This window comes from Bacillus alkalicellulosilyticus (genome assembly GCF_002019795.1).
GTDB lineage: Bacteria > Bacillota > Bacilli > Bacillales > Bacillaceae_F > Bacillus_AO > Bacillus_AO alkalicellulosilyticum.
The window spans coordinates 43784-58047 of sequence record NZ_KV917381.1; the positions used below are offsets into that span (position 1 = coordinate 43784).

A 14264-nucleotide genomic window follows, 5' to 3' on the forward strand; every position below is an offset into this window, starting at 1 on the left:
ATAATCCTAATTAGGTAAGGAAGGAGAAATACACTATGGCAAGAGAATTCTCCTTAAAGAATACACGTAATATCGGTATCATGGCTCACATCGATGCTGGTAAAACAACAACAACTGAGCGTATTCTTTTCTACACTGGACGTATCCATAAAATCGGTGAAACTCATGAAGGTGCATCTCAGATGGACTGGATGGCCCAAGAGCAAGAGCGCGGAATTACGATTACTTCTGCTGCAACAACTGCTCAATGGAAAGGTCACCGAGTAAATATTATTGATACACCAGGACACGTAGACTTCACAGTTGAAGTAGAACGTTCATTACGTGTATTAGACGGAGCAGTAGCAGTATTAGATGCCCAATCTGGAGTTGAGCCTCAAACTGAAACGGTTTGGCGCCAAGCAACAACTTATGGGGTACCTCGTGTTGTATTCATTAACAAAATGGATAAAACAGGTGCAGACTTCTTATATTCTGTAGGAACACTTCATGACCGACTAGGAGCTAATGCTCATCCGATTCAACTACCAATTGGTGCGGAAGATGATTTCACTGGAATTATCGACCTTATTGATATGGTTGCTTATTTCTATGAGGATGACTTAGGAACTCGTACGGATGCTCAAGAGATTCCAGAAGAGTATAAAGCAAAAGCTCAAGAACTTCATGAAAAACTAGTTGAAGCAGCTGCTGAACTAGATGAAGAACTAATGATGAAGTATCTTGAAGGTGAAGAATTAACAAAAGAAGAAATCAAAGGTGCTATTCGTAAAGGAACTTGTAACGTAGAATTCTACCCAGTTCTTTGTGGATCTGCATTTAAGAACAAAGGTGTTCAGTTAATGCTTGATGCCGTTCTTGATTATCTTCCTTCGCCATTAGATGTACCTGCAATTAAAGGTACATTACCAGATTCAGAAGAAGAAACAACTCGTGAAGCTAGCGATGAAGGTCCGTTCTCAGCTTTAGCATTTAAAGTTATGACAGACCCTTACGTTGGTAAGCTAACATTCTTCCGTGTGTATTCTGGAACAATCAATTCAGGTTCATATGTTGTTAACTCAACTAAAGGTAAACGTGAGCGTATTGGTCGTATTCTTCAAATGCATGCCAATAGCCGTGAAGAGATTTCTACAGTATATGCTGGAGACATCGCGGCTGGTGTTGGTTTAAAAGATACAACTACAGGGGACACTCTATGTGATGAAAAGAATCAAGTTATTCTTGAGTCTATGGAATTCCCAGAGCCAGTTATCTCATTATCTGTAGAACCTAAAACAAAGTCTGACCAAGACAAAATGGGTATGGCGTTAGCAAAGCTAGCGGAAGAAGACCCTACATTCAAAACACATACTGATGAAGAAACAGGACAAACGATTATCGCTGGTATGGGTGAACTTCACCTTGATATCATCGTTGACCGTATGAGACGTGAATTCAAAGTTGAAGCTAATGTAGGTGCGCCGCAAGTATCTTACCGTGAAACAATTCGCCAAGGAGCGAAAGTTGAAGGTAAATTCGTACGTCAATCCGGTGGACGCGGTCAGTATGGACATGTATGGATTGAGTTTGAACCAAACGAAGAAGGTGCTGGTTTTGAATTCGAGAACAAGATTGTCGGTGGGGTAGTTCCTCGTGAATACATTCCAGCTGTTCAATCAGGTATCGAAGAAGCTCTTCAAAACGGTATGATTGCTGGATTCCCAGTAATTGATATTAAAGCAACTATCTTTGATGGTTCTTACCATGATGTTGACTCGAATGAGATGGCATTTAAAATTGCCGGTTCAATGGCACTAAAAAATGCAAAATCTCATTGTAAACCAGTTCTTCTTGAGCCAATGATGAAAGTTGAAGTTGTTGTTCCTGAAGATTACATGGGTGACGTAATGGGTGACATCACATCACGTCGTGGACGTGTAGAAGGAATGGAAGCACGTGGTAATGCTCAAACAATTAAAGCAATGGTACCATTAGCTGAAATGTTTGGTTATGCAACGTCACTTCGTTCTCGCACACAAGGGCGTGGAACATACTCAATGTTCTTTGACCACTATGAAGAAGTACCTAAGAGTATTTCTGAAGAAATCGTTAAGAAACAAACTGGACAATAATTTTCCAAAAGATTGTTTCTTGCGGTATTTTATTGTAAGCTAAGAAAGGTGATAATCATTGGATATACACCTTTCTTATCCATAAAACTTTTATTGCCACTTAAGGAGGAATTGTAAAATGGGTAAAGAGAAATTTGATCGTTCCAAGACACATGCCAACATTGGTACAATTGGACACGTTGACCATGGTAAAACAACTTTAACTGCAGCTATCACTACAGTGCTACATAAGCGTTCTGGTAAAGGTTCTGCAATGGCTTATGACGCTATTGATGGTGCTCCAGAAGAGCGTGAGCGTGGAATTACAATCTCTACGGCGCACGTAGAGTATGAAACTGATAATCGTCACTATGCACACGTTGACTGCCCAGGACATGCTGACTATGTTAAAAACATGATCACTGGTGCTGCACAAATGGACGGAGGAATCTTAGTAGTATCTGCTGCTGATGGTCCAATGCCACAAACTCGTGAGCACATCCTTTTATCTCGTCAGGTAGGTGTACCTTACCTTGTTGTATTCTTAAACAAATGTGACATGGTTGATGACGAAGAACTATTAGAATTAGTAGAAATGGAAGTTCGTGACCTTCTTACTGAGTTTGATTTCCCTGGTGATGACGTTCCAGTTATCCAAGGTTCTGCTCTTAAAGCATTAGAAGGAGACGCAGCTTGGGAAGAAAAAATCGTTGAGCTTATGGCTGCTGTTGATGACTATATCCCAACTCCAACACGTGACCTAGATAAGCCTTTCATGATGCCTGTTGAGGATGTATTCTCAATCACTGGTCGTGGAACAGTTGCTACTGGTCGTGTTGAGCGTGGACAACTTAAAGTTGGTGACGAAATCGAAGTTGTTGGATTAACTGAAGAGCCTTCAAAAACGGTTTGTACGGGAGTAGAAATGTTCCGTAAACTTCTTGACTATGCTGAAGCTGGAGACAACATTGGTGCACTTCTTCGTGGGGTTTCTCGCGAAGATATCCAACGTGGTCAAGTACTTGCTAAACCAGGTACGGTTACACCACACACTAACTTCAAAGCTGAAGTATATGTATTATCAAAAGAAGAGGGTGGACGTCACACTCCATTCTTCACAAACTACCGTCCTCAGTTCTACTTCCGTACAACTGACGTAACTGGTATTTGTAACCTTCCTGAAGGCGTAGAAATGGTTATGCCTGGGGACAACATCGAGATGACAGTTGAGCTTATCGCTCCAATCGCTATCGAAGAAGGAACTAAGTTCTCTATTCGTGAAGGTGGACGTACTGTAGGCGCTGGTGTTGTAGCTTCTATCCAAAAGTAATAAGTTCAAGAGCACCTGATTCTAGGTGCTCTTTTAATGTAAAAATTAACAAAATAAAAATATATCATGTTCACTTGCATTTATACATTCAACTCTGTATAATAGTAAAAGTGCGGTCAATAGGCACATATTTTCATGCGACATTCATCGCTTGGATGTTGTTTGAGTGACAGTGATGATGTGAAAGGTTGCTGACACACCCGGCCCCATTGCCATGGCGGGGCGTGAGGAAATTTTCACGGAGCATGTCTATTTTAAAAATGGACGATAAAGGAGGGGCTATAATGGCAAAGCAAAAAATTCGTATTCGTTTAAAAGCGTATGATCACAGAATTCTAGATCAATCTTCTGAGAAGATTGTAGAAACTGCTAAACGCTCAGGTGCTAGTGTATCTGGACCGATCCCACTTCCAACGGAGAAAAGTGTATATACGATCTTACGTGCGGTTCACAAGTATAAAGATTCTCGTGAGCAGTTCGAAATGCGTACTCACAAGCGTTTGATTGACATCGTTAATCCTACGCCACAAACCGTTGATGCTTTGATGCGCTTAGATTTACCATCAGGCGTTGATATCGAAATCAAGCTTTAATTATAGTGTATGACGCTAACGCTCAAATCATTAATAGATTTGAGATTAAACAAATTATAAATAATGGCAAAAAAAAGATGAAAACATATAGGAGGTGTGACTGATGACCAAAGGAATCTTAGGGAAAAAACTAGGAATGACTCAAGTGTTCGCTGAAAACGGTGATGTTATTGCAGTAACTGTTATTGAAGCAACTCCAAACGTTGTTCTGCAAAAGAAGACTGTTGAGTCAGACGGTTATGAAGCAATCCAATTAGGATTCGATGACCAAAAAGAATCAAAAGCAACAAAGCCAGCAAAAGGCCATGCAGAGAAAGCTAGCACGGCACCTAAGCGCTTCGTTAGAGAACTTCGTGGTGCTGAATCAGGAGCATATGAAGTAGGTCAGGAAGTCAAAGTTGATGTATTTGCTGAAGGAGATATCGTAGACGTAACTGGAACATCTAAAGGGAAAGGTTTCCAAGGCTCGATCAAGCGCCATAACCAATCTCGTGGACCAATGTCTCATGGTTCTCGTTACCACCGTCGTCCGGGTTCAATGGGACCTGTAGCGCCAAACCGTGTATTTAAAGGAAAAGCGTTACCTGGTCGTATGGGTGGAGAGCAAATTACAGTTCAAAACCTTGAAATTGTAAAAATTGATACAGAACGTAATCTTCTTTTAGTTAAAGGGAATGTTCCTGGAGCTAAGAAAAGTTATGTAACAGTGAAAAGCGGAGTTAAAAACTAACGTCTAACAGAAAGGAGGATACATCATGCCGAAAGTAGCATTATTTAACCAATCAGGTTCACAAGTTGGTGATATAGAATTATCTGATGCGGTATTTGGTATAGAACCAAATCAACATGTATTACACGAAGCAGTCGTAATGCAGCAAGCTTCTTTACGTCAAGGTACTCATAAAGTAAAAGGACGTTCTGAAGTTCGCGGTGGTGGTCGTAAACCATGGCGTCAAAAAGGTACGGGTCGTGCTCGCCAAGGTTCAATTCGTTCTCCACAATGGGTTGGTGGTGGAGTAGTATTTGGTCCAACGCCACGTAGTTATGGATACAATTTACCGAAAAAAGTACGTCGTTTAGCAATTAAATCTGCACTTTCAAGCAAAGTTCAAGCAGAGGAAATTGTAGTTTTAGACAATCTAACACTTGATGCTCCAAAAACAAAAGAAATGGTGGCTCTACTAACTAACTTATCAGTAGATAGTAAAGCTCTAGTTGTAACGGCTGACTACAATGAAACTGTAGCGTTATCAGCTAGAAATATCCCAGGAGTTTCTTTTGTAGCTGCAGATGGAGTAAATGTATTAGATGTTCTTAAGCATGATAAGCTTGTAATTACAAAAGACGCAGTTGAAAAGGTAGAGGAGGTGCTTGCGTAATGTCAAACGCTAGAGATATCATTAAGCGCCCCGTCATCACAGAACGTTCAACAGATTTAATGGCAGATAAGAAATATACATTTGAAGTTGATGTTCGTGCAAACAAAACACAAATTAAAGACGCAATCGAAGAAATATTCGGCGTGAAAGTGAACAAAGTCAACACAATGAACTACAAAGGTAAGTTCAAGCGTTTTGGACGTCATTCAGGATATACTGCTCGTCGCAAAAAAGCAGTTGTTACTTTATCACCAGAAAGCAAAGAATTAGAATTCTTTGAAGGTGTTTAAGTTCTAGAGAAGGGAGGAAATTGAAATGCCTATTAAAAAGTATAAACCAACCAGTGCTGGTCGTCGTGGCATGTCTGTTCTAGACTTTGCAGAAATTACGACGGATAAGCCTGAAAAATCATTACTTGCACCTTTACACAAAAAAGGTGGTCGTAACAATCAAGGTAAATTAACAGTACGCCATCAAGGTGGTGGACACAAACGTCAATACCGTGTCATTGACTTTAAACGTACTAAAGATGGTATTCCAGGACGCGTTGCTACGATCGAATATGATCCGAACCGTTCAGCTAACATCGCGCTAATCAACTATGTTGATGGTGAAAAACGTTATATCCTTGCACCTAAAGGACTTAAAGTTGATACAATTATTGAATCTGGTCCAAATGCAGATATTAAAGTAGGTAACGCGTTACCACTTCAAAATATCCCAGTTGGTACAGTGATTCATAACATCGAGTTAAAGCCTGGTAAAGGTGGTCAACTTGTACGTTCTGCTGGTACTGAAGCTCAACTTCTTGGTAAAGAAGGAGATTATGTATTAGTTCGTTTGAATTCTGGCGAAACTCGTTATATCTTATCAACTTGTCGCGCAACTATCGGTCAAGTAGGTAACTTAGAGCATGAACTTGTAAACATCGGTAAAGCTGGTCGTTCTCGTTGGTTAGGTAAACGTCCTACAGTTCGTGGTTCAGTAATGAATCCTAACGACCATCCACACGGTGGTGGTGAAGGTCGTTCTCCAATTGGACGTAAATCACCAATGTCTCCATGGGGTAAACCAACTCTTGGATACAAAACGAGAAAGAAAAACAAGCATTCTGATAAATATATCGTTCGTCGTCGTAAAAAATAACGGGATTGGTCTACGGTTCGCTTGAACCGTGGGGCTGGTCACGAAGGGAGGTTTAACTATGGGTCGTAGCTTAAAGAAGGGACCTTTTGTCGATGATCATTTAGCTAAGAAAGTTGTAGCTATGAATGAGAAAGATGAAAAAAGAGTAATTAAAACTTGGTCACGTCGTTCTACTATTTTCCCAGAATTTATTGGGCACACAATTGCGGTTTATGATGGTCGTAAGCATGTACCAGTATTTATCTCTGAAGACATGGTTGGGCACAAGCTTGGTGAATTTGCACCAACACGTACTTATAAAGGCCATGCTGCTGACGATAAGAAAACTAGACGCTAAGTTAAGAGGGGAGGTCAAAACCTATGCAAGCTAAAGCCGTAGCTAAACAAGTGCGCATTGCTCCTCGTAAAGTTCGCTTAGTCGTTGACTTAATTCGAGGAAAGCAAGTGGGTGAAGCGATCGCAATACTTCGCCACACACCAAAAGCAGCGTCACCTGTAGTAGAAAAGTTGCTTAACTCTGCAATTGCAAATGCAGAGCATAATTATGAAATGGAACCAAATAATCTATTTGTTAGTGAAGTGTTTGTAGATGAAGGTGTAACGTTAAAACGTTTCCGCCCTCGTGCAATGGGACGTGCAAGTAGAATTAACAAACGCACAAGTCACATCACTTTAGTAGTTAAAGAAAACAAGGAGGGATAACGCGTGGGTCAAAAGGTTAATCCGATAGGACTTCGTGTCGGCATCATCCGTGATTGGGAGTCTAAATGGTACGCAGACAAAGACTATGCAGACTTACTACATGAAGACATTAAAGTTCGTGAGTATATTGAAAAACGACTTAAAGATGCATCAGTTTCAAAAGTTGAAATTGAGCGTGCTGCAAATCGTGTAAATATCACTGTTCACACTGCAAAACCTGGTATGGTAATTGGTAAAGGTGGATCTGAAGTGGAAGCACTTCGTAAAGCCCTTAATGAATTAACAGGCAAGCGTGTACACATTAATATCTTTGAAATTAAACAAGCTGATTTAGATGCTAAATTAGTAGCAGAAAATATCGCTCGTCAATTAGAAAATCGTATTTCGTTCCGTCGTGCTATGAAGCAGGCAATTCAACGTACGATGCGTGCTGGTGCCAAAGGGATCAAAACTCAAGTTTCTGGTCGTCTAGGTGGAGCAGACATCGCTCGTGCAGAACACTATAGTGAAGGAACAGTTCCTCTACACACATTACGTGCAGATATCGATTATGGAACTGCTGAAGCAGACACAACATACGGTAAACTTGGAGTTAAAATTTGGATTTACCGTGGTGAAGTCCTTCCAACGAAAGGAACGAAAAAAGAGGAAGGAGGCAAATAACCATGTTATTGCCAAAACGTGTAAAATATCGTCGTGAACATCGTGGAAAAATGCGTGGTCGTGCAAAAGGTGGAACTGAAGTTCATTTTGGTGAATATGGTCTACAAGCTGTTGAAGCTTCTTGGATTACTAACCGTCAAATTGAAGCAGCTCGTATTGCAATGACTCGTTATATGAAGCGTGGAGGTAAAGTTTGGATTAAAATCTTCCCTTCAAAACCATATACAGCTAAGCCTCTTGAAGTCCGAATGGGTTCTGGTAAAGGTGCTCCAGAAGGATGGGTTGCAGTTGTAAAACCTGGTAAAATTATGTTTGAAATCGCAGGAGTATCTGAAGAAGTAGCACGTGAAGCATTACGTCTTGCATCTCATAAGCTTCCTGTTAAATGTAAGTTTGTAAAACGCGAAGAAGTGGGTGGTGACGCAAATGAAAGCTAATGAAATCCGTAATTTGACCACTGCTGAACTCGAACAAAAAACGAAGTCACTAAAAGAAGAATTATTCAACCTTCGCTTTCAATTAGCGACTGGGCAGTTGGATAATCCAACCCGCATTCGTGAAGTTCGAAGAGCAATTGCTCGTGCAAAAACAGTTTTGCGTGAGAGAGAGCTTGGGATCAACGGCTAATTCGAAAGGAGGTTATCAAAGATGGAACGTAACCAACGTAAAGTCTATACTGGACGTGTTGTTTCTGACAAGATGGAAAAAACAATTACTGTTCAAGTTGAAACATATAAAAAAGACCGTTTATACGGTAAGCGTGTTAAATATACGAAAAAGTTTAAGGCGCATGATGAAGATAACTCTGCTAAAATTGGAGATGTTGTTAAAATCATGGAAACACGCCCGCTTTCAAAAGACAAACGTTTCCGATTAGTTGAAATCGTAGAAGAAGCGGTTATTATCTAATAGATTTTCTCTGTCGAAACGAAGGGAGGTAAATTAACATGATCCAACAGGAATCTAGATTAAAGGTCGCTGACAACTCTGGTGCCCGTGAAGTATTATGTATTAAAGTACTTGGTGGTTCTGGACGTAAGACGGCTAACATCGGCGATATTATCGTTTGTTCCGTTAAGCAAGCAACACCTGGTGGCGTTGTCAAGAAGGGTGACGTTGTTAAGGCTGTTATTGTTCGTACGAAAACAGGAGCTCGTCGCCAAGATGGTTCTTATATTAAGTTTGATGAAAATGCTGCAGTTATTGTGCGTGATGATAAGAGTCCTCGTGGAACTCGTATCTTCGGACCAGTAGCACGTGAGCTTCGTGAAAAACAATTTATGAAAATCGTTTCATTAGCTCCAGAAGTTCTTTAATAAAAAAATTAATGCCTTTTAAGGAGGTGCGAGAATGTCAATGCACGTTAAAAAAGGTGACACAGTTAAGGTTATGACAGGTAAAGATAAAGGAAAGCAAGGAGTTATCCTAGAAGCTTTCCCGAAGAAAAACCGTGTCCTTGTAGAAGGTATTAACATTGTTAAAAAACATGCAAAACCTTCACAAGATAACCCACAAGGTGGAATCATTAACAAAGAAGCATCTATCCATGTTTCTAACGTGATGCCTATCGATCCAAAGACCGGTGAACCTACTCGTGTAGGGTATAAAGTAGAAAATGGTAAAAAAGTACGTATTGCTAAAAAGTCAGGCGAAGCTTTAGACAAGTAAGACTGACAAGGAAAGGAGGTCAATCGTATGGCTCGATTAAAAGAAAAGTTCAAAAACGAAATTACTCCTTCTTTAATTGAAAAGTTTAACTACTCTTCAATTATGGGAGTTCCAAAAGTAGAAAAAATCGTGATTAACATGGGTGTTGGTGATGCTGTTGCTAATCCAAAAGCTCTTGATAAAGCAGTAGAAGAGTTAACTGAAATTGCTGGTCAAAAGCCACTCATTACTAAAGCGAAAAAGTCAATTGCAGGTTTCAAGCTACGTGAAGGAATGCCAATCGGGGCAAAAGTTACTTTACGTGGTGAGCGTATGTATGAATTCTTAGATAAATTAATTTCCGTTTCTTTACCACGCGTGCGTGACTTCCGCGGAGTTTCGAAAAAAGCATTTGACGGACGTGGAAATTACACACTTGGTGTGAAAGAACAATTAATTTTCCCTGAGATTGATTATGATAAAGTAGATAAAGTTAGAGGTATGGACATTGTAATTGTAACAACTGCTAATTCTGATGAAGAAGCTCGTGAGTTACTAACACAAATGGGTATGCCATTCCAAAAATAATCGGTTCTGCCGAAGAGGAGGGAAAACCTTGGCGAAAAAATCAATGATTGCAAAGCAAAAGCGCACTCAAAAGTTTAAAGTTCAGGAGTACACACGTTGTGAGCGTTGTGGACGTCCGCATTCTGTAATTAGAAAGTTTAAACTTTGCCGTATTTGCTTTAGAGAGCTTGCTTATAAAGGTCAAATTCCTGGCGTTAAAAAGGCTAGTTGGTAACCCGAAAACGGGAAGGAGGTAATGTAGATGGTCATGACAGATCCTATTTCAGATATGCTAACTCGCATTCGTAATGCGAACGTAGTACGTCACGAGAAATTAGAAGTTCCAGCATCAACAATTAAAAAAGATATCGCAGAAATCCTTAAGAATGAAGGGTTTATCCGTGACTATGAATTCATTGAAGATAACAAACAAGGTGTTTTGCGTATCTTCTTGAAATACGGTGTGAATAACGAGCGTGTTATCACAGGATTAAAACGTATCAGTAAACCTGGCCTTCGTGTATATGCGAAAGCAACAGAAGTACCACGTGTACTTGGTGGGTTAGGGATTGCTATTGTGTCAACATCAAATGGTGTAATGACAGATAAAACGGCTAGACAACAACAAGTAGGCGGAGAAGTATTAGCTTACGTTTGGTAAGAACAATTGGATAGGAACGGAGGTGTATGTAATGTCTCGTATTGGTAATAAACCAGTTGAAATTTCAAGTGATGTAACAATCACATTAAACGAAAACAACATCACGGTTAAAGGTCCAAAAGGTGAGCTTTCTAGAAACCTTCACCCGGACATGATCGTTAAAGTAGAAGAAAATGTTCTAACTGTTGAAAGACCTTCTGAAAGTAAACCACACCGTGCGTTACATGGTACGACTCGTAGTATCATCGCTAACATGGTTGAAGGTGTAACTAAAGGTTATGAAAAAGGTCTTGAACTGATTGGGGTAGGTTACCGTGCAACAAAGTCTGGCCAAAAGCTAGTTCTTAACGTTGGTTATTCTCACCCTGTTGAAATCGTACCTGAAGAAGGTATTGAGATCGAGGTTCCTTCAAATACAAAAGTACTTGTAAAAGGAATCGATAAAGAACGTGTTGGTGCAATTGCGGCTAATATCCGTTCAGTTCGTTTACCAGAACCTTATAAAGGTAAAGGTATCCGTTACGAAGGCGAGTTTGTTCGTCGTAAAGAAGGTAAGACTGGTAAGTAAGTAAAAAGATAAACGGAAAGGAATGACGTTCAATGATTACGAAAGCTAATAAAAACTTAGCACGTAAAAAAAGACATGCTCATGTTCGTCGTACGATCACAGGTACTGCTGAACGTCCTCGTCTAAACGTATTCCGTTCATCTAAACATATATACGCACAATTAATTGACGATGTAGCTGGAGTTACAGTTGCATCTGCGTCTAGTTTAGATAAGGAACTTAATTTAGAAAACGGTGGAAACAGAGAAGCAGCTAAACAGGTTGGCGAGCTAGTTGCCAAGCGTGCTATTGATAAAGGGTACCAAACAATCGTATTTGACCGTGGCGGATATATCTATCACGGCCGTGTACAAGTGCTTGCTGATGCAGCAAGAGAAGCAGGATTACAATTCTAAGAAACAAAGGAGGGAAAATGAATGCGTCGTATTGACCCTAATACGTTAGAACTTGAAGAAAAAGTTGTTGCCGTCAATCGTGTGGCGAAAGTTGTTAAAGGTGGACGTCGTTTCCGTTTCGCAGCACTAGTTGTTGTAGGCGATAAAAACGGCCATGTAGGTTTTGGATTAGGAAAAGCGCAAGAAGTCCCTGAAGCAATTCGTAAAGCGATTGAAGATGCAAAGAAGAATTTAATTGAAGTTCCTGTAGTAGGAACAACAATTCCACATCAAATTTTAGGTCACTTTGGTGCAGGCCGCGTTTTATTAAAGCCAGCTTCTGAAGGTACAGGAGTTATTGCTGGTGGACCTGTTCGTGCAGTGTTAGACCTAGCTGGTGTTGGTGATATCTTATCAAAATCATTAGGATCTAATAACCCTATTAATATGGTTCGTGCTACTATCCAAGGTCTTAACAGCCTTAAGCGTGCAGAAGATGTAGCAAAACTTCGTGGAAAATCTGTGGAAGAACTGTTAGGATAAGGAGGGAAATCAAATGGCAAAGAAGTTAGAAATTACCCTCACTCGTAGCTTGATTGGCCGTCCTGGTGACCAACGAGTGACAGTTCAAACATTGGGCTTACGCAAAATGCATCATTCAGTAATTCAAGAAGACAATGCTGCAATTCGTGGCATGATCAATAAAGTGTCTCATTTAGTAACAGTTAAAGAAATTGAGGCGTAATACAAATAACTCTCGTATGAGGAGGTGGCAACATGAAACTTCATGAGTTGAAACCTGCAGAAGGTTCTCGTAAAGAGCGCAATCGTGTAGGACGTGGTATCGGTAGTGGAAATGGTAAGACTTCAGGCCGTGGGCATAAAGGTCAAAATTCACGTTCAGGCGGTGGTGTTCGTCTAGGATTTGAAGGGGGACAAAACCCTATCTTCCGTCGTTTGCCAAAACGTGGATTTACAAACCCAACTCGTAAAGAGTTTACGATTGTAAATGTTGAAACACTAAACCGTTTTGATGCAGGGACTGAAATCACACCTGAGTTATTAATCGAAACTGGGGTTGTGAAGAACGTAAAGGATGGAATCAAAATCCTTGGCAATGGTAAGCTCGACAAAAAACTTTCTGTTAAAGCAGATAAGTTCTCTGCTTCTGCTAAAGAAGCAATCGAAGCTGCCGGCGGAAATACTGAGGTGATTTAATGTTTCGGACGATATCTAATATTATGCGTGTTGGAGATTTAAGGTCGAAAGTAATTTTTACATTATTAATGCTAGTAGTCTTTCGTATCGGAAGCTTTATCCCTGTACCAGGTTCTGACCGAGAGGCTCTAGACTTCCTTGATCAAGCCAATGCATTTGGATTGCTAAATACATTTGGTGGTGGCGCACTAGGAAACTATTCCATTTTCGCTACTGGGATTATGCCTTACATTACTGCATCCATCATTATGCAATTATTGCAAATGGATGTCGTTCCAAAATTTGCTGAATGGGCAAAAGAGGGTGAGTCAGGTCGACGTAAGTTGGCTCAAATCACTCGTTATGGAACGATTGTATTAGGATTTCTTCAAGCTCTAGCTATGTCCGTTGGTTTTAATTCAATATTCCCAGGGTTAATTCCTAACCCAAGTGTTCCAAAATATCTGTTCATTGCATTAGTAATGACAGCAGGAACAGCCTTCCTCATGTGGCTTGGTGAACAAATCACTGCCAAAGGGGTAGGTAATGGAATTTCAATTATTATCTTCGCTGGGATTGCTTCGGCAATACCAACTGGAGTGAATCAAATCTATGGTACACAAATTGAAAATGCCGGAGATAATTTATTCTTAAGCATTGTAACGGTCCTAATCCTACTTTTAGTTATTTTAGCAGTTGTTGTTGGAGTTATTTATGTTCAGCAAGCACTTCGAAAAGTTCCGGTTCAATATGCAAAGCGACTTGTTGGTAGAAATCCAGTTGGTGGTCAATCAACTCACTTACCAATTAAAGTAAATGCAGCTGGGGTTATTCCAGTAATCTTTGCAATGTCGCTCTTTATATTCCCAGGAACAATTGCTGGTTTCTTCCCAGACAGTGCGGTTGCAGGCTGGATTACACAATATATAAGCTTTGAAAACAATATTGGACTTGTGTTCTATGCGATATTAATTATTGCATTCACATACTTCTATACATTTATTCAAGTGAATCCAGAACAAATGGCTGAAAACTTAAAGAAGCAGGGTGGATACATCCCAGGGATTCGTCCAGGAAAAACAACACAACAATATGTAACGAGAATCCTTTACCGTTTAACGCTAGTAGGTGCTTTATTTTTGACAGCAGTGTCAATTCTACCGTTTTTCTTTACTAGGTTTATGGAATTACCTCCTGCGGTTCAAATTGGCGGAACTGGATTATTAATCGTCGTTGGTGTAGCATTAGATACGATGAAACAAATCGAGAGTCAGTTAATTAAGAGAAGCTATAAAGGCTTTATCAAGTAAAGAAGGAAGGGGGATGTTTCCCCTTACCCTTGTT

At 40.2% G+C, this 14264-nt stretch carries 24 protein-coding genes; all 24 read left to right on the forward strand.

The window, feature by feature from the left end; translation table 11 throughout:
* Window positions 1-35 precede the first annotated feature (35 nt).
* The 24 genes from fusA to secY all read left to right on the forward strand — a co-directional run bounded on the left by fusA (window position 36) and on the right by secY (window position 14230).
* Window positions 36-2114 carry an elongation factor G gene (gene fusA / locus BK585_RS00225; RefSeq protein ID WP_078551166.1) on the forward strand — a complete coding sequence of 693 codons (2079 nt, stop codon included), beginning with the start codon at window positions 36-38 and terminating at the stop codon, window positions 2112-2114.
* A gap of 118 nt (window positions 2115-2232) precedes the next feature.
* Window positions 2233-3423 carry an elongation factor Tu gene (gene tuf, locus BK585_RS00230; protein ID WP_078551167.1) on the forward strand — a complete coding sequence of 397 codons (1191 nt, stop codon included), beginning with the start codon at window positions 2233-2235 and terminating at the stop codon, window positions 3421-3423.
* Between the two features lie 284 nt (window positions 3424-3707).
* Window positions 3708-4016 carry a 30S ribosomal protein S10 gene (rpsJ, locus tag BK585_RS00235; protein WP_139367469.1) on the forward strand — a complete coding sequence of 103 codons (309 nt, stop codon included), beginning with the start codon at window positions 3708-3710 and terminating at the stop codon, window positions 4014-4016.
* Window positions 4017-4119: 103 nt separating this feature from the next.
* Entirely contained in the window at window positions 4120-4746 is a 627-nt protein-coding gene (gene rplC / locus BK585_RS00240) for a 50S ribosomal protein L3 (protein ID WP_078551169.1), read from the forward strand.
* A gap of 25 nt (window positions 4747-4771) precedes the next feature.
* Window positions 4772-5395 (forward strand): 50S ribosomal protein L4, encoded by a 624-nt coding sequence (gene rplD / locus BK585_RS00245; protein WP_078551170.1) that lies wholly within the window; start codon window positions 4772-4774, stop codon window positions 5393-5395.
* A complete protein-coding gene (rplW, locus tag BK585_RS00250; RefSeq protein ID WP_078551171.1) occupies window positions 5395-5685 on the forward strand; it encodes a 50S ribosomal protein L23 in 291 nt (96 codons plus the stop codon). Before rplD ends, rplW begins: the two co-directional genes overlap by 1 nt.
* Window positions 5686-5710: 25 nt before the next feature.
* Entirely contained in the window at window positions 5711-6541 is an 831-nt protein-coding gene (gene rplB / locus BK585_RS00255; RefSeq protein ID WP_078551172.1) for a 50S ribosomal protein L2, read from the forward strand.
* A gap of 58 nt (window positions 6542-6599) precedes the next feature.
* On the forward strand, window positions 6600-6878 hold the full coding sequence (gene rpsS, locus BK585_RS00260; RefSeq protein ID WP_078551173.1) for a 30S ribosomal protein S19: 279 nt from the start codon (window positions 6600-6602) through the stop codon (window positions 6876-6878).
* Between the two features lie 23 nt (window positions 6879-6901).
* Window positions 6902-7243, forward strand: coding sequence for a 50S ribosomal protein L22 (gene rplV / locus BK585_RS00265; RefSeq protein ID WP_078551174.1), 342 nt, complete (start codon window positions 6902-6904; stop codon window positions 7241-7243).
* 3 nt (window positions 7244-7246) lie between these two features.
* Window positions 7247-7906: a 30S ribosomal protein S3 gene (gene rpsC / locus BK585_RS00270; RefSeq protein WP_078551175.1), complete on the forward strand. Its 660-nt coding sequence runs from the start codon at window positions 7247-7249 to the stop codon at window positions 7904-7906.
* 2 nt (window positions 7907-7908) lie between these two features.
* Entirely contained in the window at window positions 7909-8343 is a 435-nt protein-coding gene (gene rplP, locus BK585_RS00275) for a 50S ribosomal protein L16 (protein ID WP_078551176.1), read from the forward strand.
* The gene (gene rpmC / locus BK585_RS00280; RefSeq protein ID WP_078551177.1) at window positions 8333-8533 is read left to right on the forward strand and encodes a 50S ribosomal protein L29; all 201 of its coding nucleotides are present in this window, start codon (window positions 8333-8335) and stop codon (window positions 8531-8533) included. Before rplP ends, rpmC begins: the two co-directional genes overlap by 11 nt.
* Before the next feature lie 21 nt (window positions 8534-8554).
* Complete coding sequence (rpsQ, locus tag BK585_RS00285) at window positions 8555-8815, forward strand: 30S ribosomal protein S17 (protein ID WP_078551178.1); 261 nt, start codon at window positions 8555-8557, stop codon at window positions 8813-8815.
* A gap of 38 nt (window positions 8816-8853) precedes the next feature.
* Window positions 8854-9222: a 50S ribosomal protein L14 gene (gene rplN / locus BK585_RS00290; RefSeq protein WP_078551179.1), complete on the forward strand. Its 369-nt coding sequence runs from the start codon at window positions 8854-8856 to the stop codon at window positions 9220-9222.
* A gap of 40 nt (window positions 9223-9262) precedes the next feature.
* Window positions 9263-9574 (forward strand): 50S ribosomal protein L24, encoded by a 312-nt coding sequence (rplX, locus tag BK585_RS00295; protein ID WP_078556541.1) that lies wholly within the window; start codon window positions 9263-9265, stop codon window positions 9572-9574.
* 27 nt (window positions 9575-9601) lie between these two features.
* Entirely contained in the window at window positions 9602-10141 is a 540-nt protein-coding gene (rplE, locus tag BK585_RS00300) for a 50S ribosomal protein L5 (RefSeq protein ID WP_078551180.1), read from the forward strand.
* A gap of 28 nt (window positions 10142-10169) precedes the next feature.
* Complete coding sequence (gene rpsN, locus BK585_RS00305; RefSeq protein WP_078551181.1) at window positions 10170-10355, forward strand: 30S ribosomal protein S14; 186 nt, start codon at window positions 10170-10172, stop codon at window positions 10353-10355.
* A gap of 27 nt (window positions 10356-10382) precedes the next feature.
* Window positions 10383-10781 (forward strand): 30S ribosomal protein S8, encoded by a 399-nt coding sequence (gene rpsH / locus BK585_RS00310; protein WP_078551182.1) that lies wholly within the window; start codon window positions 10383-10385, stop codon window positions 10779-10781.
* A gap of 31 nt (window positions 10782-10812) precedes the next feature.
* On the forward strand, window positions 10813-11349 hold the full coding sequence (gene rplF, locus BK585_RS00315; protein ID WP_078551183.1) for a 50S ribosomal protein L6: 537 nt from the start codon (window positions 10813-10815) through the stop codon (window positions 11347-11349).
* Window positions 11350-11381: 32 nt separating this feature from the next.
* Window positions 11382-11744 (forward strand): 50S ribosomal protein L18, encoded by a 363-nt coding sequence (gene rplR / locus BK585_RS00320; protein ID WP_078551184.1) that lies wholly within the window; start codon window positions 11382-11384, stop codon window positions 11742-11744.
* A gap of 21 nt (window positions 11745-11765) precedes the next feature.
* Window positions 11766-12266: a 30S ribosomal protein S5 gene (rpsE, locus tag BK585_RS00325; protein WP_078551185.1), complete on the forward strand. Its 501-nt coding sequence runs from the start codon at window positions 11766-11768 to the stop codon at window positions 12264-12266.
* A gap of 13 nt (window positions 12267-12279) precedes the next feature.
* Window positions 12280-12468: a 50S ribosomal protein L30 gene (gene rpmD, locus BK585_RS00330; RefSeq protein WP_078551186.1), complete on the forward strand. Its 189-nt coding sequence runs from the start codon at window positions 12280-12282 to the stop codon at window positions 12466-12468.
* 32 nt (window positions 12469-12500) lie between these two features.
* Window positions 12501-12941, forward strand: a complete 441-nt coding sequence (gene rplO / locus BK585_RS00335) for a 50S ribosomal protein L15 (RefSeq protein WP_078551187.1) — start codon at window positions 12501-12503, stop codon at window positions 12939-12941.
* Window positions 12941-14230: a preprotein translocase subunit SecY gene (gene secY, locus BK585_RS00340; protein ID WP_078551188.1), complete on the forward strand. Its 1290-nt coding sequence runs from the start codon at window positions 12941-12943 to the stop codon at window positions 14228-14230. Before rplO ends, secY begins: the two co-directional genes overlap by 1 nt.
* The last annotated feature ends 34 nt before the right edge of the window (window positions 14231-14264 follow it).

Coding starts and splice junctions, on each gene's coding strand:
- fusA (WP_078551166.1), top strand. CDS start 36: ATGGCAAGAGAATTCTCCTTAAAGAATACACGTAATATCGGTATCATG.
- tuf (WP_078551167.1), top strand. CDS start 2,233: ATGGGTAAAGAGAAATTTGATCGTTCCAAGACACATGCCAACATTGGT.
- rpsJ (WP_139367469.1), top strand. CDS start 3,708: ATGGCAAAGCAAAAAATTCGTATTCGTTTAAAAGCGTATGATCACAGA.
- rplC (WP_078551169.1), top strand. CDS start 4,120: ATGACCAAAGGAATCTTAGGGAAAAAACTAGGAATGACTCAAGTGTTC.
- rplD (WP_078551170.1), top strand. CDS start 4,772: ATGCCGAAAGTAGCATTATTTAACCAATCAGGTTCACAAGTTGGTGAT.
- rplW (WP_078551171.1), top strand. CDS start 5,395: ATGTCAAACGCTAGAGATATCATTAAGCGCCCCGTCATCACAGAACGT.
- rplB (WP_078551172.1), top strand. CDS start 5,711: ATGCCTATTAAAAAGTATAAACCAACCAGTGCTGGTCGTCGTGGCATG.
- rpsS (WP_078551173.1), top strand. CDS start 6,600: ATGGGTCGTAGCTTAAAGAAGGGACCTTTTGTCGATGATCATTTAGCT.
- rplV (WP_078551174.1), top strand. CDS start 6,902: ATGCAAGCTAAAGCCGTAGCTAAACAAGTGCGCATTGCTCCTCGTAAA.
- rplP (WP_078551176.1), top strand. CDS start 7,909: ATGTTATTGCCAAAACGTGTAAAATATCGTCGTGAACATCGTGGAAAA.
- rpmC (WP_078551177.1), top strand. CDS start 8,333: ATGAAAGCTAATGAAATCCGTAATTTGACCACTGCTGAACTCGAACAA.
- rpsQ (WP_078551178.1), top strand. CDS start 8,555: ATGGAACGTAACCAACGTAAAGTCTATACTGGACGTGTTGTTTCTGAC.
- rplN (WP_078551179.1), top strand. CDS start 8,854: ATGATCCAACAGGAATCTAGATTAAAGGTCGCTGACAACTCTGGTGCC.
- rplX (WP_078556541.1), top strand. CDS start 9,263: ATGCACGTTAAAAAAGGTGACACAGTTAAGGTTATGACAGGTAAAGAT.
- rplE (WP_078551180.1), top strand. CDS start 9,602: ATGGCTCGATTAAAAGAAAAGTTCAAAAACGAAATTACTCCTTCTTTA.
- rpsH (WP_078551182.1), top strand. CDS start 10,383: ATGGTCATGACAGATCCTATTTCAGATATGCTAACTCGCATTCGTAAT.
- rplF (WP_078551183.1), top strand. CDS start 10,813: ATGTCTCGTATTGGTAATAAACCAGTTGAAATTTCAAGTGATGTAACA.
- rplR (WP_078551184.1), top strand. CDS start 11,382: ATGATTACGAAAGCTAATAAAAACTTAGCACGTAAAAAAAGACATGCT.
- rpsE (WP_078551185.1), top strand. CDS start 11,766: ATGCGTCGTATTGACCCTAATACGTTAGAACTTGAAGAAAAAGTTGTT.
- rpmD (WP_078551186.1), top strand. CDS start 12,280: ATGGCAAAGAAGTTAGAAATTACCCTCACTCGTAGCTTGATTGGCCGT.
- rplO (WP_078551187.1), top strand. CDS start 12,501: ATGAAACTTCATGAGTTGAAACCTGCAGAAGGTTCTCGTAAAGAGCGC.
- secY (WP_078551188.1), top strand. CDS start 12,941: ATGTTTCGGACGATATCTAATATTATGCGTGTTGGAGATTTAAGGTCG.